The organism is Paenarthrobacter sp. 10L420 (assembly GCF_056395385.1).
In genome coordinates this window covers 55583-75686 of the sequence record NZ_JBFTJK010000002.1, presented here as the reverse complement: position 1 = coordinate 75686, position 20104 = coordinate 55583, and the positions used below count along the sequence as shown (strand labels likewise).

General features: G+C 61.8%; 16 protein-coding genes. 11 read left to right on the top strand and 5 right to left on the bottom strand.

Going from position 1 to position 20104, the window contains the following annotated elements; translation table 11 throughout:
• The first annotated feature begins 54 nt into the window (after positions 1 to 54).
• From AC1DD5_RS05575 to AC1DD5_RS05545, 7 genes are all read left to right on the top strand, one after another.
• Positions 55 to 1245, top strand: a complete 1191-nt coding sequence (locus tag AC1DD5_RS05575; RefSeq protein ID WP_442002598.1) for an ROK family transcriptional regulator — start codon at positions 55 to 57, stop codon at positions 1243 to 1245.
• 129 nt (positions 1246 to 1374) lie between these two features.
• Positions 1375 to 2934, top strand: coding sequence for a multiple monosaccharide ABC transporter ATP-binding protein (mmsA, locus tag AC1DD5_RS05570; protein ID WP_442002597.1), 1560 nt, complete (start codon positions 1375 to 1377; stop codon positions 2932 to 2934).
• A gap of 45 nt (positions 2935 to 2979) precedes the next feature.
• Positions 2980 to 4248 carry a multiple monosaccharide ABC transporter permease gene (gene mmsB / locus AC1DD5_RS05565; protein WP_442016690.1) on the top strand — a complete coding sequence of 423 codons (1269 nt, stop codon included), beginning with the start codon at positions 2980 to 2982 and terminating at the stop codon, positions 4246 to 4248.
• Positions 4249 to 4300: 52 nt separating this feature from the next.
• On the top strand, positions 4301 to 5398 hold the full coding sequence (locus AC1DD5_RS05560) for a substrate-binding domain-containing protein (protein ID WP_442002705.1): 1098 nt from the start codon (positions 4301 to 4303) through the stop codon (positions 5396 to 5398).
• A 395-nt stretch (positions 5399 to 5793) separates the two neighbouring features.
• On the top strand, positions 5794 to 7203 hold the full coding sequence (locus tag AC1DD5_RS05555; protein ID WP_477520800.1) for an MFS transporter: 1410 nt from the start codon (positions 5794 to 5796) through the stop codon (positions 7201 to 7203).
• A gap of 200 nt (positions 7204 to 7403) precedes the next feature.
• Entirely contained in the window at positions 7404 to 8828 is a 1425-nt protein-coding gene (locus AC1DD5_RS05550; protein WP_477520799.1) for an ABC transporter permease, read from the top strand.
• A gap of 2 nt (positions 8829 to 8830) precedes the next feature.
• Positions 8831 to 9523, top strand: coding sequence for an ABC transporter ATP-binding protein (locus tag AC1DD5_RS05545; protein WP_477520798.1), 693 nt, complete (start codon positions 8831 to 8833; stop codon positions 9521 to 9523).
• On the opposite strand, the gene AC1DD5_RS05540 is transcribed toward AC1DD5_RS05545, so the two are convergent.
• The 3 genes from AC1DD5_RS05540 to AC1DD5_RS05530 are packed head-to-tail and all read right to left on the bottom strand — an operon-like array spanning position 9501 to position 12528.
• Positions 9501 to 10682, bottom strand: coding sequence for an ABC transporter permease (locus AC1DD5_RS05540; RefSeq protein ID WP_477520797.1), 1182 nt, complete (start codon positions 10680 to 10682; stop codon positions 9501 to 9503). The genes AC1DD5_RS05545 and AC1DD5_RS05540 overlap by 23 nt on opposite strands.
• Positions 10679 to 11425, bottom strand: coding sequence for an ABC transporter ATP-binding protein (locus AC1DD5_RS05535; protein ID WP_477520796.1), 747 nt, complete (start codon positions 11423 to 11425; stop codon positions 10679 to 10681). Before AC1DD5_RS05535 ends, AC1DD5_RS05540 begins: the two co-directional genes overlap by 4 nt.
• 5 nt (positions 11426 to 11430) lie before the next feature.
• Positions 11431 to 12528, bottom strand: a complete 1098-nt coding sequence (locus AC1DD5_RS05530) for an efflux RND transporter periplasmic adaptor subunit (RefSeq protein ID WP_477520795.1) — start codon at positions 12526 to 12528, stop codon at positions 11431 to 11433.
• Positions 12529 to 12712: 184 nt separating this feature from the next.
• On the opposite strand from AC1DD5_RS05530, the gene AC1DD5_RS05525 reads away from it, so the two are divergent.
• Together AC1DD5_RS05525 and AC1DD5_RS05520 are read left to right on the top strand one after the other, a co-directional pair.
• Positions 12713 to 13642 (top strand): hypothetical protein, encoded by a 930-nt coding sequence (locus AC1DD5_RS05525; RefSeq protein ID WP_477520794.1) that lies wholly within the window; start codon positions 12713 to 12715, stop codon positions 13640 to 13642.
• A gap of 28 nt (positions 13643 to 13670) precedes the next feature.
• Positions 13671 to 14741, top strand: a complete 1071-nt coding sequence (locus AC1DD5_RS05520) for a Gfo/Idh/MocA family protein (RefSeq protein WP_477520793.1) — start codon at positions 13671 to 13673, stop codon at positions 14739 to 14741.
• A gap of 48 nt (positions 14742 to 14789) precedes the next feature.
• Here the strand turns inward: AC1DD5_RS05520 and AC1DD5_RS05515 are convergent, their stop codons facing one another.
• Positions 14790 to 15230, bottom strand: a complete 441-nt coding sequence (locus AC1DD5_RS05515) for a DoxX family protein (RefSeq protein WP_477520792.1) — start codon at positions 15228 to 15230, stop codon at positions 14790 to 14792.
• 155 nt (positions 15231 to 15385) lie between these two features.
• Here AC1DD5_RS05515 and AC1DD5_RS05510 point away from each other — a divergent pair, with 155 nt between their 5' ends.
• Complete coding sequence (locus AC1DD5_RS05510; protein ID WP_477520791.1) at positions 15386 to 16486, top strand: FAD-dependent oxidoreductase; 1101 nt, start codon at positions 15386 to 15388, stop codon at positions 16484 to 16486.
• 71 nt (positions 16487 to 16557) lie between these two features.
• On the opposite strand, the gene AC1DD5_RS05505 is transcribed toward AC1DD5_RS05510, so the two are convergent.
• Positions 16558 to 18777 (bottom strand): NADP-dependent isocitrate dehydrogenase, encoded by a 2220-nt coding sequence (locus AC1DD5_RS05505; protein ID WP_477520790.1) that lies wholly within the window; start codon positions 18775 to 18777, stop codon positions 16558 to 16560.
• A gap of 321 nt (positions 18778 to 19098) precedes the next feature.
• On the opposite strand from AC1DD5_RS05505, the gene AC1DD5_RS05500 reads away from it, so the two are divergent.
• Positions 19099 to 20100 (top strand): trypsin-like serine peptidase, encoded by a 1002-nt coding sequence (locus AC1DD5_RS05500; RefSeq protein ID WP_477520789.1) that lies wholly within the window; start codon positions 19099 to 19101, stop codon positions 20098 to 20100.
• Positions 20101 to 20104 lie beyond the last annotated feature (4 nt).

Below are 20104 nucleotides of genomic sequence, written 5' to 3'. Positions count from 1 at the left end.
CGCGTTGTGTTCACTTCTTGACTACAAGGTTGCTTTTGGGGCAATCTTCTTGTCATGTCCGCTATGCAGCGCTCAACGAAGAGCCAACCACGAAAACCCGGCTCGCAATCCGCGCTCCGGCACCTGAACCAGCAACGGATTATCGAGTGCTTGCTGAGCGGGCCGTCAACGCAAGCCGAGCTTTCCAGGCAGACCGGACTCTCCACCGCCACGGTGTCCAACATCGTGAAAATCATGCAGGACGCAGGCCTCGTTTCCACCGAGCCAACCACCAGCTCCGGACGCCGGGCAACCAACGTGAGGTTGAACAGCAACGGTGCGGTCGCCGTCGGGATCGACTTTGGCCGACGCCACCTCAGGGTGGTCCTGGCATCACTCGGTTACCACGTCATCGCCGAGGATTTCATTGAACTTCCACTGGGCCACCATGCGGAGGAGGGCATCGCGGCCGCAGTCCGGTTACTGGGGCGATTGCTGGCAGAAAATGGCATCGATCCGAGCGCGGTGGTTGGCGCAGGCGCGGGTATTCCCGGGCCGATTGACCGCCGAACAGGGACCGTTGCCCAAGGCGCCATCCTGCCCGAATGGGTGGGAATCGACATCCTCCACAGGCTCGAAGAAGCCCTGAATTGCCCCGTATTTGTTGACAACGACGCCAATCTCGGAGCCTTGTCAGAGGTGACGTGGGGACCCCACAGCGGCGTATCCAACCTCATGTTCCTGAAGATCGGATCCGGTATCGGTTCCGGCCTGATTCTCAACGGCGTGCCCTACTACGGGAATGTGGGTATCACGGGCGAAATCGGCCACGCGACCATCCATGAGCACGGGCTGGTATGCCGATGTGGGAACCGCGGCTGCCTCGAAACCATCGCCTCCACCACCACCATGATTGAGTTGCTGGGCCGCGGCAAGGAGACATCGCTAACGCCCCAGGACATCGTCCGGAACTGCCTCGCAGGTGACTCCGCAACCCAGCGCGTCGTGGATGATGCCGGCCTTGCCGTGGGCCGTGCACTGGGCAACGTCGCCAACTTAATCAACCCTGAAGTGATCGTCGTCGGTGGTCCCCTGGCGGGACTGGGCAGCCTCCTCTTGGACCCCATTCGACGGGGGCTCGTTCGTCACGCTGTGCCCGTTGTAGGCGAAACGACGCACCTCGCAATGTCGTCCCTGGGAGCGCGTGCGGAAGCACTTGGAGCGGCTGCTTTAGTGTTCCAACACGCTGGAATTACTGGTAGGTAACGAAATCGTTAGCTGGATCTTGTGTTCAAGTCTTGACGACAAGATAGGTGATCCAGTTTACTTTTTCATCAGACAGCTCCGCCGTTTGGGGAGCGACAACGAAGTCATGCATTGGAGGCGTAAGGGCTAATGACAACAACCCCTGACACGCAAGACGAACCCATCCTCTTGGAGATGCGCTCGATCACGAAGGAATTTCCCGGCGTGAAGGCTTTGTCGAATGTGAGCCTGCGCGTAAAGGCCGGCGAGATCCACGCTATCTGTGGAGAAAACGGCGCCGGAAAATCCACGCTGATGAAGGTTCTTTCCGGCGTGTACCCGCACGGCAGCTACACCGGCGACATCGTGTACATGGCCGAGACGCAGCAATTCAAGGACATCCGTGCAAGCGAAGCTGCGGGCATCGTCATCATCCACCAGGAGCTGGCGTTGATCCCGGAACTTTCCATCATGGAAAACATCTTCCTGGGCAACGAGCCAACCAAATGGGGTGTCATCGACTGGGCAGAGGCCCGGAAGCGTTCCATCGAACTGCTGGCCAGAGTTGGACTCCGTGAGGACCCGGACACCCCCATCAAGGAAATTGGCGTCGGCAAGCAGCAGTTGGTGGAAATCGCCAAGGCGCTGAACAAGTCCGTCCGCCTGCTGATCCTGGACGAGCCCACAGCGGCCCTGAATGAATCCGACTCCCAGCACCTGCTGGACCTGATCCTTGGCCTGAAGGGCAAGGGCATCACCTCGATCATCATTTCCCACAAGCTCAACGAGATCGAACAGATTGCCGATGAGATCACCATCATTCGCGACGGCAAGTCGATCGAAACGTTGAACGTCAAGCGGGACGGCGTTGACGAAGACCGCATCATCAAAGGCATGGTGGGCCGGACACTCGAGTCCCGCTTCCCGGATCATGAGCCGAAAATCGGTGAGGTCTTCTTCGAGGTCAAAGACTGGACCGTGGCGCACCCGCAGATCCAGGATCGCCTGATCTGCAAGGGCTCCAACTTCTATGTACGACGCGGTGAAATCGTGGGATTCGCGGGACTGATGGGAGCCGGCCGCACGGAACTTGCCCGCTCGCTCTTCGGTCACTCCTATGGCCGCTTCATCAAGGGACAGGTTTACAAGGACGGCAAGCCGGTCAACCTTCGCAGCGTCCGTGCGGCCATCGACGCCGGACTGGGCTACGTCACTGAAGACCGGAAATCCCTCGGCCTGAACCTGCTGGATGACATCAAGGCCACCACGGTTGCAGCAAACCTCCGCGCGATCAGCAAGTACACGGTGGTGGACGAGCGCAAGGAGTTCTCGGTTGCCGAGGAGTACCGAAAATCCCTGCGCACCAAGACCCCGTCGGTGGAGGAAGGCGTGGCCAAGCTCTCCGGCGGAAACCAGCAGAAAGTGGTGCTGGCCAAATGGATGTTCACCGATCCGGATCTCCTGATTTTGGATGAACCCACCCGAGGGATCGACGTGGGCGCCAAGTACGAGATCTACGGCATCATCCAGAGGCTGGCGAACCAGGGCAAGGGAGTGATTGTCATTTCCTCGGAGCTCCCCGAACTCCTGGGCCTGTCCGACCGCATCTACACCATCTTCGAGGGCGCCATCACAGGTGTCCTGGACAAAAACGAAGCAAGCCAGGAAAGCCTCATGAAACTCATGACGTCCTCCCGCAAGGCCGCCTGACCTGTTGGCCCAGACTCACCCCTTCCTGACACAAGGACCAAAACAATGAACGCGCTCAAGAAGCTATTTGGTGGCAATACCCGCCAGTTCGGCATGATCTTCGCCCTGGTGGCACTTATCGTCTTCTTCCAGATCTTCACCGAGGGCCGGACGCTGACCCCGGGCAACGTGATCAACCTGTTCAACGGCAACTCCTACATCCTGATCCTGGCCATCGGCATGGTCCTGGTCATCATTGCCGGCCACATCGACCTCTCTGTGGGCTCGGTAGCCGCATTTGTGGGTGTCTCCGTGGCCCTCGCAATCCGGGACTGGGGTATTCCCTGGTACATGGGCGTGCTCTTCGGGCTTGTACTCGGTGCGATCATCGGGGCTTGGCAAGGATTCTGGACAGCGTATGTGGGCATCCCTGCCTTCATCGTGACGCTGGCAGGCATGCTCCTGTTCCGCGGTTTCAACCAGTTCGTGGGCAAATCCAACACCATCCCCGTCCCCAGCGACTTCCAGTACCTGGGTTCGGGCTACCTGCCTGAAATTGGCCCGAACACGGGCTTCAACAATCTCACCTTGTTGCTGGGCATCCTGGCTGCGGCATTCGTTGTCCTCATGTCCCTGCGGGCTCGCGCCACCAACAAGGCCCTGGGCGCAGATGTCCCCGAGCTCTGGGTTGAGGTCACCAAGCTGGTCCTGATCTGCGGTGCCATCCTCTACGCCACATACCTGTTCGCTACCGGCCGCCCCGGAACGTCCTTCCCCATCCCCGGTTTGATCCTGGCCGTGCTGGTCCTGATCTACGGTTTCATCGCTGACAAGACCGTCCTGGGCCGCCACGTCTACGCCGTGGGTGGTAACCGGCACGCAGCAGAACTGTCCGGCGTGCAGTCCAAGAAGGTCAACTTCATGGTCATGCTCAACATGTCCGTCCTTGCAGGCCTCGCTGGCATGATCTTCGTTGGCCGCTCCACCGCATCCGGTCCCTTTGATGGTGTCGGTTGGGAACTGGACGCAATCGCAGCCGTGTTCATCGGTGGCGCCGCTGTTACCGGCGGCGTTGGTACCGTGATCGGCTCGATCGTCGGTGGCCTGGTGATGGCTGTGCTGAACAACGGCCTCCAACTCCTGGGCGTAGGCGCCGACCTCACCCAGATCATCAAGGGCCTGGTACTGCTGATCGCTGTTGCCTTCGACGTCTACAACAAGACCCAGGGCAAGCGCTCCATCACTGGCCTGCTGCTGAAGAACTTCCAGCGCAACAACGAAATCAAGCCGGACGAAACCACGTCCACCAAAGAGGTCATCTCCAAGGAAGCCTGACCGGTTTCCGCCTGACTCGCTCCACCCCACCACACAGAAAGTGAACCAAGATATGCGAATGTTTGGTAAAGCAGGAAAGGCAGCAGCAGTAGCTGCCATCGCGGCACTGGCGCTGACAGCCTGCGGCCGCTCTGACAGCGGCTCAAGCAGCAGCACTGCTGGCGGGGAAGCGTTCCCCAAGGACTCGCTGATCGGCGTCGCCCTTCCGCAGAAGACCAGTGAGAACTGGGTCCTCGCGGAGAAGCTGTTCAACGATGGCCTCAAGGGTGCCGGCTTCAAGGCCGACGTCCAGTTCGCCAACGGCGGCGTGTCCGAGCAGCAGAACCAGATCAGCGCCATGGTCACCAAGGGTGCCAAGGTCATCATCGTTGGCGCAATCGACGGCGCGCAGCTGGGTACGCAGCTCAAGCAGGCCAAGGACTCCGGCGCGACGGTCATTGCTTACGACCGTCTGCTCCTGAACACGGAGAACGTGGACTACTACGTGGCGTACGACAACTTCAAGGTCGGCGTGCTTCAGGGCCAGGCCCTGCTGGACGGGTTGAAGGCCAAGAAGCCCTCCGGCCCGTACAACATCGAGCTCTTCGCGGGTTCCCCGGATGATGCCAACGCCAAGGTGTTCTTCGACGGCGCCATGAGCGTGCTGAAGCCGAAGATCGATGACGGAACGCTCAAGGTCCTCTCCGGCCAGACTGCTTTCGAGCAGGCTGTTACCCAGGGCTGGAAGGCTGAAAACGCCCAGCGTCGTGCTGACACCCTGCTGACCGGCAGCTACGGCACCGCATCCCTGGATGGCGTTCTCTCCCCGAACGACACCCTGGCCCGTGCAGTGCTGACGTCCGTCAAGGCCGCTGGCAAGCCGCTCCCCGTGGTGACAGGCCAGGACTCCGAGGTTGAGTCCGTCAAGTCGATCATGGCTGGCGAGCAGTACTCCACCATCAACAAGGACACCCGCAAGCTGGTTGAGCACGCCATCACCATGGTGAAGGACCTGCAGGCCGGCAAGCAGCTGGAAATCAACGACAAGGATTCCTACAAGAACGGTGTCAAGACTGTTCCGGCTTACCTGCTCCCGCCGCAGATCGTGACGGCAGCCAACGTCAAGACGGCCTACGTGGACGATCCGGTACTCGGGCCGATCACCAAGTAACACCGCTTAGCACCAAGCAGTAGCAAGCAACAGCAAGCCCCGGTCCGCCAGCATTCAGCCGGCGGGCCGGGGCTTTCGCTTGCCCGAACCGTTTTCCGCGATGCTTCTGTGTCCGTCAATCCCGGAGTTTGCGGACGCGGCCACATACAACCAATTAACTTGTCAAGCTCTTGACCCGGGCGGATCGCACCCTTAGAGTTCTGATATATGAGTCATATGTCACATGTGGCCGACCCCGAAATCATCTCGCAAGTCCTGCGCGGCCATATCGGCTGGCATCAAGCCAGTCGGCATCGTCCACCGGTCGCTAAGGGCTTCGGCTGTCCGTGCATCCATGAAACGGCGCTCTGGTGCCGTCAACGGTTCGCGCTGAAGCCAGAAGGGAACAAATCTCAATGATCCATCCGACCAGGACGACGGACTCCGTCGACACCTCCACATCAAAAGAGACCAGCTCCAAGTTCAAACGCCGCTTTATGGTGCGGCTCGTCGCTGTCTTCATCGGTGGGATGTTCCTCGACGGTTACATCCTCGGAATTATCGGCCCCGTCACCGGACTCATGCGGTCAGAGCTCCAGCTCGACGCACTATCTCTGGGCATGATCGCCGCGGGCCCGCTGGTCGGTATCTTCGTCGGCTCCCCGCTGGCCGGCTGGGCTACTGACAAGTTCGGACGCAAGCCCATGTTCCTCGTGGACATGGGACTGTTCCTGGTCGCTTCAGCGGCCCAGTTCTTCGTAACCTCCGGAGACGGGGCCGTGATCCAGCTGGCCGCCATCCGGTTCCTCATGGGCGTCGCGATCGGCGGCGAGTACTCAATCGGTGGGCCATTGCTATCAGAGTTCTCCCCTCCGAAGCTGCGCGGGCGATTGCTCGGGCTGACTCTGATCGCCTGGTACGTCGGTTTCATGATGGCATTCATCATCGGCACGCTCCTGCACGACGCCGGCACCCCCTGGCGCCTGGTCATCGGCACCAGCACGATACTCGCATTGGTCCTGTTCCTCGCCCGCATGGGCCTCCCCGAATCGCCGAGCTGGCTCATTACAAAGGGACGACACAAGGAAGCACTCGCGATCGCACACAGATATGTCGAATCGCCCCAAATGCACGACAGCATCACCGGTGAGATCGATCTGAGGATGATCCAGGAGGCCCAAGCCGCGAAGAGCAGGACCAAAATCAAGGGCGCCTCCTTCGGAATGCTGTTCTCGAAGCAGAACTGGCGCGCCACCCTCTTCACCTCAGGGTTTTGGTTCTGCGCGGTCACTCCGTATTTCGCGATCGCGACCTTCGCCGACGACGTGCTCGATCAATTCGGCTTCGGCGGCTGGACCGGTGGAGTCGGCCTGTCTGCACTTGCAGCCGCGGGTGTTGTCATCACTGTACTTCTGATTGATAAGCTCGGCCGCCGAATCCTCACTGTGCCCGGGCAGTGGCTCTGCGCAGGCATCCTGCTGGTCATCGGAGTCTGGGCGGACGCACCAGCGATCATCGTGCTCGTACTGTTTCTCGCCTTCTCCTTCTTCAATGCCGGCTACACCACGATGACCCAGGTCTATCCGGCCGAGGTATTCCCCGGCCACCTGCGCGGTATCGGCATGGGCTTTGCCGCGGCCTTCAGCCGCATCGGAGCCGCACTCGGCACCTTCGCCCTGCCATGGGCGATCAGCAACATCGGCCTGGGCCCAAGCATGGTCGTAGCCGCCGCCGTCGCATTGCTTGGCGCAGTCCTCTCGCAATGGCTCGCGCCTGAGACCAAGGGGCGCACCCTCGCCGAAATCTCAGCAAACTTCTCCCACTGACACCGGGACTGCACGGTGAACCCGTGCCGGGCTCAGGATTCTGAGCCCGGCACGGGTTTTTTGGCTCCTTGATGAGCCCGCCACTTTTCACAGCCCACGCATAGCTTCGGCAGGCTTTCCGCACAGCAGCGCTCAGCAGTGTTGGACCTGCAGCCCGCGCGCCAGCGGTCTGCGGAACTCAGCAGGTCCAAAGGAGAAACGTGAGCGTCCTTGCCCGAAGCGTAAGCAATGCCTTCCGCAACAAAATCAGAACGGCCGCGGTAGTCGCTGTGCTTGCCGTAGCGATCGGCCTGGCATTGGCCATGCTTGTGGCCAACCAGGCCGTGGGTGCCAAGGTCCAGGAGCTGAACGCTTCCGTGGGCACCACCCTGACGGTGAATCCGGCTGGCGGGCAGGGCTTCGAAGGTGGTGGCGAACCGCTCACCGCTGCTCAAGCTCAGACGGCCGCCGCCGTCAGTAACGTTACGTCCGTGGTCGGCACTAAGGCTTTGCGTTTGCAGACTGCGACCGCAGAAACAAGCACCACCCAGGCCGCTCAAGGCGGTTTCGGTCCCGGTGGGCAGCAACCTTCGGTCACCACCAACCTCACGGCAGCCATCGATGCCGGTACCCTCGGCAACCGCAACGGCTCCACGGGTAACACTGGGGGCACAGGCACCGCCCAACGAGTTCGCACCCTTCCCATTACGGCCACGGGTATCGGCGCCGAGGTTGACAGCGCTGGCAAGGCCCTGGACATCACCAGCGGCACGGGCCTGGGCGACTACACCACGGCGGCGGCAAAGGCTCTGGTGGGAACGACGCTGGCGCAAAAGAACAACCTCACCGCGGGTTCCACCTTCACCATCCAGGACAAGACGTTCACCGTTGCAGGCATCTTCGACGCCGGAACCGCCTTCGGAAACAACGCCGTCTACGTCACCCTTCCGGAAGCCCAAACCCTGGCGGGAACTCCCGACGAACTCTCCACGATGATCGTCACGGTCAACAGCATGGAAAACGTCGACAGCACCAAAACGGCTGTCCAGTCCGCTTTGGGAACCGGCAAGGCCGACGTCACCCAAGGCCAGCGCAACCTCGAAACCGCGGTCAGCTCTCTGGATAGCGTCAAGAACATCTCCCTGGTCGCGTTCATTGCAGCACTGGCTACAGCCGGACTGATCATCCTCCTGATCATGGTGATGCTGGTCCGCGAGCGCCGCCGCGAAATTGGCGTGTTGAAGGCCATCGGTGCCCGGAACCGCACTATCGGCCTGCAGTTTGTCCTTGAATCGCTGGTCCTCGTGGCCTTGGGCAGCGTGGTGGGTGCGGCTATTGCGTCGCTCGCCAGCGGCGGTATCGCGTCAGCGCTGATCAGTTCAAACACCACCACGACGGCGGCCCCAACCACCCAGCGCGGAGCCGGCTTTGGCGGGGGTGGCTTTGCCGGCGGCGGCTTCGCCGGAGGGCAGGGCGGTCCATTTGGCGGGGCCTCCCAACTGCTCACGTCCGTCACGGCGAGCGCCTCCCCCGGCGTCATTGCTGCAGGCATCGCCGCGGTCTTCGCCGTGGCCATCATCGGCGCATTGGTCCCGGCCTTGCTGACCGCACGCATCCGTCCCATCGAAGTACTCCGAGGAGAATAGCCGTGATTGAAGTCAAGGACCTGGTCCGTCAGTTCAAGTCCGGTGACAGGACCATCAAGCCCGTCAATGGTGTGAGTTTCCAGCTGGAGAAGGGATCTCTGGCGTCGATCGTGGGCAAGAGCGGAAGCGGCAAAAGCACGCTGTTGTCCCTCCTGGGTGCGCTGGACAAACCAACCAGCGGAGACGTCGTCGTGGATGGCGTCAGCCTGGCGGGGCTGCCGGAGAGCAAGCTGACAGAGTACCGCCGCCGCGATATCGGCTTCGTGTTCCAACAGTTCAACCTGATCCCGAACCTCAGCGCCGTGGACAACGTCATGCTGCCTATGGAGTTCGCCGGGATCCGCAAGGCAGCACGGTTGAAGCGGGCCAAGGAACTGCTGGAGCAGGTGCAGTTGGATCCGGAGAAGCAGTCCCGCCGGATCAATCGCTTGTCCGGTGGCGAGCAGCAGCGCGTCGCGATCGCGAGGGCGCTGGCCAACGAGCCCAAGCTGATCCTTGCCGATGAACCCACGGGAAACCTGGATGAGCAGACCGGCGAGCACATCATCGAACTGCTGAGCTCACTGAGCCGCGACCACAACACCACCATCCTGGTAGTCACCCACGACCGCAGCCTGGCGCAGAAAGCGGACCGCTGCTTCCGTCTTCAGCAGGGCCGGCTCACCGAGGAGGTCAAAAGCGGATCGCATCGATGACCTTGACGCGCACCGCCACGAGCGCAGGAATGGCTCCGGCGAGTGCGCCCACAAGGACAGCCGCGCCAAAGCCCAGGAGCGCGGCATCGACGGGGAAGGACGGGTATTCGGTCAATCCCGGCGCTACCTTTGATTCGATCCAGGGGTTCTTCACCACTGCTACCGCCAGCATGACGCCCACCAGGCCGGCGACCGCGGTGGCTACTACGGATTCCATCATGACGCCGAAGAAGATGCGGCCGGAGGTTGCGCCGAAGCTTCGCCGGATGCCGATTTCCCGTACCCTGTAGCGCACGGTGACCATGGAGATGTTGAGCATTCCCACTGCCCCGAGCAGGAGCACCAATCCGGCTACGCCGCCCACGATCCACTGGGCCGGTCCTAGCGGGTCACCGTAGGCGGCGAAGTCCATTCGGCTGGCTTGGGCGTAGTACCCGGGAAATTGACCTTGGAGATCCGCGGAAATAGCAGCGGCCAAGGAATCGGCCTGGTCCTCGCCCACCCACATCTTGAACTCGGACATTTGGGATTCCATTCCGGTCATCGCGGCGCCGGCGGTGAGGATGAAGGCGGCCGGAGGTTGCTGCGGATACGCATCAGGCACGACGCCGATAATCACCGCAGTGGCAGGGTGATCCCCCGGGATGGTCACCGTGGGGTTCGTGGTCAGGTTGGGCATTCCAGCCTGGTTGTAGAACGCTTCGGAGACGACGACGGCGGGTGCGAGCCGTTGGTCGTCATCGGCGGCGAACCAGGTTCCCTGGGTGAGCGGAACGCGGTGGATGATGCCATATCCAATATCCACGATGGTCACGTCAACGTTGGTCACGCCACGCGGAAACTGGAAGCCCGCCTGGGTCCTGCCAACATGGGTGGACGTGGTGATGCCGAAGCGCTGTTGGATGCCTTCGTAGACCTTCTCCAGTTTCGCAGGATCAGGCGAGGAAGGGCCGTTCACGCTCAGTGCCAGGGTGGCCACGCGGCCACCGTTGCGTTCGGACTGCACCTTGATCCCTTCACGGACCAGGCTGCCGATTCCTACCACCGAGGTCAACGCTGCAACGGAAAGGGCCACGCCAAGGAGGGCCAAGAGGATGCGCACCTTGTTGATCCGGAGTTCCTGCCATGCTTCCACCATCGTGGACATGAAGCCGGTCATGCGCTGACTCCTGCTGTTTCGGCAACTGTCAGCGGCATGAGCACTCCGGCGTCCAATCGATAGCAGGCGCGTGCCAGGGCGGCCACATTGGTATCGTGCGTGATGGTCACCAGTGCGGCCGCGGTTTCCGTGGCCACGGTGTCCAACAAGGCCATGACAGCCTGCCCGGTTTCCACGTCCAAGGCGCCCGTTGGTTCATCCGCCAGAATTAGCCGTGGCCTGCGGACCAACGCCCGGGCCATCGCCACACGCTGCTGCTCCCCACCGGAAAGCATGTTCGGCATGGTGTTGGCCCGCGCTGCCAGGCCAACACGGTCCAGCATGTCCATGGCCAGTTCACGCCGGCGCCAGAACTCGCGGCCTTTGGCGTAAAAGAGCGGCGTGATGACGTTGTCCAGGGCATTGCGGCCCGGCAACAGGTTGAATTGCTGGAACACGAAGCCCACCGTTGATCCACGCAAGCGGGCCCGGCCGTTGCTGCTCAGCTGCTCGGCAGGGTTGCCGAGGAATTCCAGCTCACCGGACGTGGGGACATCCAGGAGGCCCAAGAGGTTGAGCAGCGTCGATTTTCCGCATCCTGAACGGCCAACAATGGCCGTGTGATCACCGCTCTGGACCTCAAGATCGATGCCGCGGAGAATGTGCAGTTGCTGCTCATCCGGCAGCGTCACCGAACGGGTGACTGACCGGAGACTGACGAGGGTTTCTTTGTTGCTTTCTACTACCTCTGCTGTTCCTGTCATGCGCTTCAGCCTGCCGGTCCGTAGACGGCTTGTCCCGGCCCCATCATGGGACCCCGCGCAGCTGGAGCCCCGGGCACGAACTCAAGCACTTGCTCGCCCTCGGCCAGCCCTGAAACCACTTCAACCAACGCACCATCATTCAGGCCCAGCTGGACGGTGCGCTGCTCGGGCGCTGCGCCGCTCCCGGCTGCGCCCGCTATCCAGACGATGCCGTCCTTCACGCTGCCCTTCACCGAGGTCAAAGGAACGGTCACCACATCAGCGGCGACTCCAGCGCTGACGGTCATGGTCGCTCCAAGGCCTGCGAAGACCTCATGCCCAGCAGGGATTGCGCAACTAAGCGTTCCCGTGGGCGTGCCACCTTCCTGCGACTGGCCACCGCCTCCACCGGGGATTGCCACTGCCCCGCCGACGCCCATCCCAGCACCTCCGCCTGTGGACGACAAACCACCCGAGGTGCCTCCGCCGTCGTCGGAAGCGTTGTTCTTCAGTGTCACTTCGGTGCACTGGAACGGCGCCGGTCCACCCACCAAAGCGATCTCCGCCGGGCCCGGCTTGCCGAGCAGGCGGTACTGCTGGGCGGCGGTCACTGAGCCGGCCACTGTGTAGGTGCCGGGGTCGATCTTGCCGACGCTTTCTCCGACGCTCACTTGCTGGTCGATCAACGTGGTCAGGGACTGCAGCGTACCGCCGCTGGGAGCAAGGATGTCGAAGTAGTCATAGACGGGCTTCGGCGCCGAGGACATTCCATCCTTGGACGGCTGCGTGAATGTCACGGCGCGCTCGGCCTTGACCTGGAACAGGGCATCGCCCTTGGCCACCGTGGAGCCTTCTTCGACGAAAACCTTGATGACCTTACCGGCAGACGTGCTCCGGACCGGATCGCCTGCATCGCTCTGGACGGTGCCCTTGATTTCCACAGTATTGGTGACCGTAGCTCGCGTGGCCGGGACCACCGGGATGTCCACTTGCGCCAAGGGCGCCGGCCCGGAATCAGACGGCTTAAGGCCATCCACGAAAGCGATCTTGACCAAAGCCACCGCAATAATTGCGAAAACCACCAGCCAGGTAACCGGCAAAATGACACGCCGAAAAATACCCATCCCTGCTCCATTTCGGTAACTCCCCACAGAACCTCTGCGAGGGATGATTACCTCAGCCTAGGCGAGGATCTTTGGTGCGCCTGCCATTCGTATGACTTGACACGTTCGGGAACCGAGTGCCAGCGCGGGTTGACGCGCTTCTGGACGCGGAGCATTCTGTGAGCAGGCGTAGGAGGTGGTGTGCGTGCCCCAACACCGTGAACCAGGCAGAGTCACTCCCTGGTACCGAAGCGGCAAGGCACTCGTCATTACGGCGGGAGCACTGGCGGCGGCCCTCATCAGTATCTTCGCCCTGTGGGACCGGCTGTTCCCGCCCAACATCGAAGACGTGGCAAACATCGAGTCCGTTACCATCGTCAAGCAGACCTCTTTGGCTGCCTTTGCCCCGGCGGACCTCGGCAAGGACCTCAACCTGAGTCCTGCGGCCGCGGTTGGTCTGAACCTACCCGCCTACAGCGCGAATTTGGCTGGCTCTTCGGGAACTACAAAGCCCACTCCGACCACCGCCCATCCAACCACCAGTCCGCCCACAACCCCGACGGTTACCCCGACTACTTCCACCACGCCCGCCACGACCACCGCCACCTCTACCGGTTCCGCCACCGTGGTGAACAGGAATATCCCCCGCCCTCCGTCGCAGGCGTATCGCGCCGCTGTGAAGGAACAGAAAGTACTCGAGGGCTATGTCCCCGATGCCCTGATCATCCTCCCGGCCCTCCTTCCCCCAGTGACTGTCAACCAGAATGGCGAACTGCTTCCAGCCGACCAAGCGGCAGCGGAACTCGTGAAGGCAATGGAGGAAGTAATCATCATCGACAGCACCCAGGGTAAGGATCCCCGTGGTTGGACGATAGCCGTGAGGGTCGATCTGATGGGGCTGGCCCGCGTCCCCATGCTGCTGACGTGGTCCTTGGACGGCGTTGACGTCTCCGATAGTTGGAAGGCGGATAACCTCGCCTACAGAATCCAGGCGACAACAGAGCATGACGCCGGGGTTGCTGAAATCTGGGTGCCCGACCTCAAGAAAGCCGGCGCCTATGTGGTCAACGTGAAGCTCACCTTCGAATCCAACGGAACCATCGCAGACTTGGAGCAGCTGCAACTCCCCAGTTAGCTGGACCGCGAATGAGAGGATGGCAGTCATGACGCTTCCTATCGCCAAACCGTGGCTGTCCAGCCAGACCAACCAGGATCCCCGGGCTGCCACCGGCCGCCGCTTGCGCTGGGGAGTGGTGTCCACCGGCAACATCGCCAACAGCGTTTCCCAGGACCTTTCCCTGCTGGAGGATGCAGAGCTCTACGCGGTGAGCTCCAGGACCCAGGCAGCCGCGGACGCTTTTGCGCACACCCTTGGTTTCGCCAAGGCCTACGGGAACGACGCCGGTGTCCCCGGCTACCAGCGGTTGTTCGACGATCCGGCCGTGGACGTGGTTTACGTGGCAACACCCCATGCCCAGCACTTCCAGATTGCGGCAGCGGCATTGCGGGCCGGCAAGCACGTCCTGTGCGAGAAGGCCCTCACCATCAACGCCCGCGAAGCCACCGAGCTGGTGAAGTTGGCCCGCGAGCACAAGGTGTTCTTCATGGAAGCTGTTTGGAGCCGCTTCCTGCCCAGCATGCAGCGCGCTTTTTCCATAGCCGCATCAGGGGAAATCGGGCACACCCAGTGGGTCAGCGCGGACCTCGGGTTCCCTGCGCCGTACGATCCCTCCGCCCGCATCTGGGCACTGAATGATGGTGGCGGCGCGCTACTGGACATCACCGTCTACCCGTTGCTGTGGGCCCTGGGAACCTTGGGCTTCCCACAGTCTGTTACCGCGATCGGCGCGTTAAACGAGGACGGCGTGGACACCCAGAACGCGCTGACACTTGGTTATGCCAACGGTGCCCAGGCACAGCTGACGTCGTCCCTGACGGCCCATGGGCCGCGGACCGCCACAGTAGCTGGCGGCCTCGGGTACCTGCAGACAGTGGGCTCCGTGAACAACCCGCGGGAACTGTTGATCCGTGTTGGTTGGGACGAGCCGCGGCACGAACGGTTCGATGTGGTGGGCGTAGGCTACACCTACGAACTCCGCGAAGTGACGCGCTGCATTCAACAAGGCCTGACAGAGAGCCCCGTGATGCCGCTGGAGGATTCCATCAACGTCATGCGCTTGTTCGACGGCGTCCGGTCCCAATTGGGGATCCGCTACCCGAACGACGCGCGGTGATGTTGGCCCCGGCGGTGAGTGCCGCCGTCGGGAGTTAACCCGACTGTATTAACGCCTCTGGCCCGCCGGCTGCCTGGCCAGCTTCCGATCCAGGGACCACGCGCCGGGACCGAGGAACACAAAAGCCACGGAAATGGCAACGTAGATGATCAAAAGTTCCGCCGTGACCCCCGATTTGTCCGTGAGCAGCGGCTTGCCTGCTTCCGTCACGAACCAGATGCCGGCAAACATGATTGCAGCAAGGAAGCCCGCCACCCTGGTCAAAGCGCCGAGGACCAGGAGAAGTCCCAGTCCAATCTCACCTGCGATCACCAGCCAAGCCACGATCTCGGGCTTCTGCACGCCCATGGCAGCAACGGATGCAGCAAAAGCGGTGTGCCCTGCCATGAACTTTTGGATGCCGTGCACCATGATCAGTGCGCCAAACACCACACGCAGGATCGTGACGCCGCGGGCAGAGGACTTGGGAGACGGGTGAAGGAATTTCACCCGTCCCAATCTTCCATGCCTTCCCACCAAGTGCCAACCCAACTAGGTCGCAGTTGAGCGCGTTCTGAGCACGCAAAACGCGCTCAGCTGCGACCTACTTGGGTGCGGAGGGGCAGAATGGAACCTTATAGTGGGCCAAGGTGGATGGAGCGGGCATGGTGGACGTCGTAGTTGTTGGCGGAGGAGCAATGGGATCGGCCGCCGCGTGGCAGTTGGCCCGGAGCGGTAAGTCCGTGGTCCTGTTGGAGCAGTTCGAGGCCGGTCACCACATCGGCGCCTCCCACGGCGCCACCCGCAACTTCAACACCGCCTACGCCGAGGCCGACTACTTGGACCTCCTCGCCGAAGCCAAGAACCTCTGGGATGAGCTCGCTGCGGAAACGGGTGCGCCGCTGCTGGACCTCGTGGGGCTGGCGAACCACGGCAACGTCGAACGGCTCCTGACCGTCCGGGCAGCCCACCAGGAACGCGGGATCGAAAGCTACTTCATCTCAGCAGACGAGGCCATGGACCGGTGGCAAGGCATGAACTTCGCCACCGATGTCCTCTTCGTTCCGGGGTCCGGACGCATCCGTTCGGCCAACGCACTGGTGGCACTTCGAAAAGCGGCTGAGTCCCATGGCGCCATCTTCAAATACTCGACGCCGGTCCACGACATCCGCGTCGACGGCGCCGAAACTGTGGTCGTGGTGACGGACGAGACGGAGTACGTAGCAAAAAGCGTGGTAGTCACCGCCGGTGCGTGGACGAACAAGCTCCTCGGCGATCACGCTAAGCTGCCGCCGCTGGTTGTTACGCAGGAGCAGCCCGCCCACTTCACGCCCGTGGACAACACGCTGGTGTGGCCAAGCTTTAACCACAGCCCGGACGTGGACGATCCTGCGTACGAATACTGGTACAGCCCCGTCTACGGGATGCTCACGCCGGGCGAAGGCGTCAAGGCCGGATGGCATGGCGTCGGCCCCGTCATGGACCCGGACGAGCGCACGTTCCAGCCCATACCGGAACAGCTCGATGCCTTGGTGCGATACGCGCAGGACTGGCTTCCCGGCGTCGACCCTTCAACCGCGGTTCCCATCAGCTGCACCTACACCACCACGCCCACCGAGGACTTTGTGCTGGACCGTTTTGGACCGTTGGTGGTGGGCGCCGGGTTCTCAGGGCACGGTTTCAAGTTCACTCCGGCTATTGGCCGGGTGCTGAAAGACATCGTCGACGGCGGCGTGGCACCTCAGCGGTTCCTAGCCGACCGTTAAACAGCAACTGACCCGCAGTTGTGGTTGTTATGAGCTCTCATATCAACCACAACTGCGAGTCAGTCTAGGAATTAGCTGAGGGTCGCGAGGACCTTGTTGAACGTAGCCGACGGGCGCATGATCTCAGCGGCCTTGGCAGCGTCCGGACGGTAGTAGCCGCCCAGATCGACGCCGGGACCCTGGACTGCGTTCAACTCGCCGACGATTGCCTCTTCGTTGGAGGTCAGGGCGTCAGCGATGGCAGCGAAGTCCTTTGCGAGCTCTGCATCCTCGGTCTGCTTGGCCAATTCCTGTGCCCAGTACATGGCCAGGTAGAAGTGGCTTCCACGGTTGTCCAGCTCGCCAACGCTGCGGCGCGGGGACTTGTTTTCCAGCAGGAACGTACCCGTAGCGCGGTCCAGTGTGTCGGCAAGGACCTGGGCGCGGGCGTTGCCAGTGGTGGTGGCAAGGTGCTCGAAGCTGACGGCCAGAGCAAGGAATTCACCCAGGCTGTCCCAGCGAAGGTGGTTTTCCTTGATCAGCTGCTGGACGTGCTTGGGAGCAGATCCACCTGCACCGGTCTCGAAGAGGCCACCACCGTTGATCAACGGAACGATGGAAAGCATCTTGGCGCTGGTGCCGAGCTCGAGGATCGGGAACAGGTCCGTGAGGTAGTCGCGGAGGACGTTACCGGTGACGGAGATGGTGTCCTCGCCCTTGCGGATGCGCTCCAGGGTGAAGGCTGTTGCCTCCTCCGGGGACATGATCTCGATCTGCAGGCCCTCGGTGTCGTGGTCCTTGAGGTACTCGTTGACCTTGGCGATGAGGTTGGCGTCGTGCGCGCGGCCCTTGTCCAGCCAGAAAACGGTGGGGGTCTGGGAAGCGCGGGCGCGGTTGACGGCAAGCTTGACCCAGTCGCGGATGGGGACATCCTTGGTCTGGCATGCGCGCCAGATATCACCCGGGGATACCTGGTGCTCGATGAGGACGTTGCCTTTGCTGTCCACGAGCTGCATGGTGCCGGCTGCCTGGACTTCGAAGGTTTTGTCGTGGCTGCCGTATTCTTCGGCTGCCTGCGCCATGAGGCCCACGTTGGGAACGGTGCCCATGGTGGTGGGATCGAACGCGCCGTTGGCACGGCAGTCGTCAAGGACTACCTGGTAGACGCCGGCGTAAGAGCTGTCCGGGATGACGGCGAGGGTATCGGCTTCCTTGCCGTCCGGGCCCCACATGTGGCCGGAGGAGCGGATCATGGCCGGCATGGAAGCATCGACGATGATGTCCGACGGAACGTGGAGGCTGGTGATGCCCTTGTCCGAGTCCACCATTGCCAACGCAGGACCGTCTTCGAGGCCCTTGGTGATGGCTGCCTTGACGCCTTCGCGAACGTCTTCCGGCAGGTCTTCAAGACCGCTGAGGATGGCTGCGAGACCGTTGTTCGGGCTGATGCCTGCGGCTGAGAGCTGCTTGCCGTACGTATCGAAGAGCTCGGAGAAGTAAGCCTTGACCACGTGGCCGAAGATGATGGGGTCCGAGACCTTCATCATGGTGGCCTTCAGGTGTGCGGAGAAGAGGATGCCCTCTTCCTTGGCACGGGCAACCTGTGCCTTAAGGAACTCGTCCAGGGCGTCTGCGCGGAGGACGGTAGCGTCCACAACTTCGCCGGCCAGGACGGGGAGGTCCTTCTTGAGGACCTTGGTGGTGCCGTCTTCACGGACCAGCTGGATGCTGAGGGAATCGTCAGCCTTGAGCACGACGGATTTCTCATTGGAGCGGAAATCGTTATGGCCCATGGTGGCAACGTTGGTCTTGGAATCGGGAGACCAGGCACCCATGGAGTGCGGGTTCTGGCGGGCGTAGTTCTTCACCGACAGGGGTGCGCGGCGGTCGGAGTTACCTTCACGCAGCACCGGGTTCACGGCGGAGCCCTTGATTTTGTCGTAACGCGAGCGGATGTCCGTCTCGGTGTCCGAGGAGGGGTTGTCCGGGTAGTCCGGGAGGGCGAAGCCCTGGGACTGGAGTTCGGCGATGGCAGCCTTGAGCTGCGGCACGGAGGCGCTGATGTTGGGCAGCTTGATGATGTTGGCTTCCGGCTGCTTTGCCAGCTCGCCAAGTTCAGTCAGGGCGTTGCCCGTGCGCTGCTCTTCAGTCAGGAAATCGCCGAAAACGGCGATGATGCGGCCTGCCAGCGAAATATCGCGGGTCTCGACCTCCACACCTGCGGTCGAGGCATACGCTTCCACAATCGGCAGGAATGAGTAGGTAGCCAGCATCGGCGCTTCGTCTGTGTGGGTATAGATAATCTTGGCCATTGGCGGGGTTCTCCCTGAAAGTCTGCAGATTTCAACATCTCTAAACTTACCCGAGTAGGCCGGATTGGCGACCCTTCGTGTCCGGGATCACGTGTTCGTTACCTGCGCAGGAAAGCGATTTACGCCCGACGGCGGCCTCGCCGCCGAAGCTGCCAATCGGCGTCGAGCATTGCTCCTTGCCGTGTGACAAGAAGTGAAAGCAAAATATCACAAACTGTGAAACAACTCTTTACAAACTTGTCATACGTTGGGTAGCTTCGATTCCGTCAGTCGGCGGTCGCCATCACTGGCCGCCCCACTCCCTCGATAGGTTGGAACAACGTGACAAAAACCAAGACCCTGGCCACAAGCCTGCTGAGTCTGTCCACTGCCGCAATCCTGGCGCTGATTGGAACCACCAGTGCCAACGCGGCTCCGGTTAACACCACAGACTCCAGCGGCGTTGCGGTCAGCAGCCATGTAGCGTCGGACAACGGCGCCGCAGACTACTGGACCCCGGAACGCATGAAGAACGCCAAATCCGGCGACATCCTCGCCAACAAAGCACTGGACCGCGGCCGGCTCCTCAACCTCGGAAAAGCCCCGGTCACCGAAGCCCCGGGCGTCCTCAAGAGCGTCGAAGGTCAGCAAGCCTCCACCGACTCCAAGGCCATCAACCTCAAGGCCAACCAGAGCGAAACGCCCGTCAAGCACATCGGCAAGATCTTCTTCACCCTGGGCGGTTCAAACTACGTCTGCTCCGGCAACTCCGTGACGGCAGCCAACAAGAGCACCGTCTCCACGGCAGGCCACTGCGTCAACGAGGGACCGGGCGCCTACGCCACCAACTTCGTCTTCGTACCCGCCTACCTCAACGGCTCCGCACCGTATGGGAAGTGGACAGCAAGGGCGCTGTACTCCCCCACCCAGTGGGCATCCAACGGCAACATGCAGTACGACACCGCCTTCGCCGTCATGAACACTCTCAACGGCCAGCGGCTCGCGGATGTCGTAGGCTCCTCCGGTGTCCAGTTCAACGCCGCCCGCGGCCTGAGCTACAAGTCCTTCGGCTACCCGGCGGCCCCTCCGTTCAACGGTGAATCGCTCAAGAGTTGCTCCGGCACCGCCACCAACGATCCGTACAACCCGCAGTTCGCTACCCAAGGAATCCCCTGCAACATGACCGGTGGATCCTCGGGCGGTCCTTGGTTTATCGGCAACAGCTCCGCCGGCTACCAGAACTCGATCAACAGCTACGGATACGGCAGCAACTCCAGCACCATGTACGGCCCATACTGGGGCTCCGTCATCCAGTCGACCTACACCACCGCGGCGGCTTCGTAACGGT

Bases quoted from the DNA above. Each gene is read 5' to 3' on its own strand.
- AC1DD5_RS05575 (WP_442002598.1), top strand. From the start codon at position 55: ATGTCCGCTATGCAGCGCTCAACGAAGAGCCAACCACGAAAACCCGGC.
- mmsA (WP_442002597.1), top strand. From the start codon at position 1,375: ATGACAACAACCCCTGACACGCAAGACGAACCCATCCTCTTGGAGATG.
- mmsB (WP_442016690.1), top strand. From the start codon at position 2,980: ATGAACGCGCTCAAGAAGCTATTTGGTGGCAATACCCGCCAGTTCGGC.
- AC1DD5_RS05560 (WP_442002705.1), top strand. From the start codon at position 4,301: ATGCGAATGTTTGGTAAAGCAGGAAAGGCAGCAGCAGTAGCTGCCATC.
- AC1DD5_RS05555 (WP_477520800.1), top strand. From the start codon at position 5,794: ATGATCCATCCGACCAGGACGACGGACTCCGTCGACACCTCCACATCA.
- AC1DD5_RS05540 (WP_477520797.1), bottom strand. From the start codon at position 10,682: ATGACCGGCTTCATGTCCACGATGGTGGAAGCATGGCAGGAACTCCGG.
- AC1DD5_RS05535 (WP_477520796.1), bottom strand. From the start codon at position 11,425: ATGACAGGAACAGCAGAGGTAGTAGAAAGCAACAAAGAAACCCTCGTC.
- AC1DD5_RS05530 (WP_477520795.1), bottom strand. From the start codon at position 12,528: ATGGGTATTTTTCGGCGTGTCATTTTGCCGGTTACCTGGCTGGTGGTT.
- AC1DD5_RS05520 (WP_477520793.1), top strand. From the start codon at position 13,671: ATGACGCTTCCTATCGCCAAACCGTGGCTGTCCAGCCAGACCAACCAG.
- AC1DD5_RS05510 (WP_477520791.1), top strand. From the start codon at position 15,386: ATGGTGGACGTCGTAGTTGTTGGCGGAGGAGCAATGGGATCGGCCGCC.
- AC1DD5_RS05505 (WP_477520790.1), bottom strand. From the start codon at position 18,777: ATGGCCAAGATTATCTATACCCACACAGACGAAGCGCCGATGCTGGCT.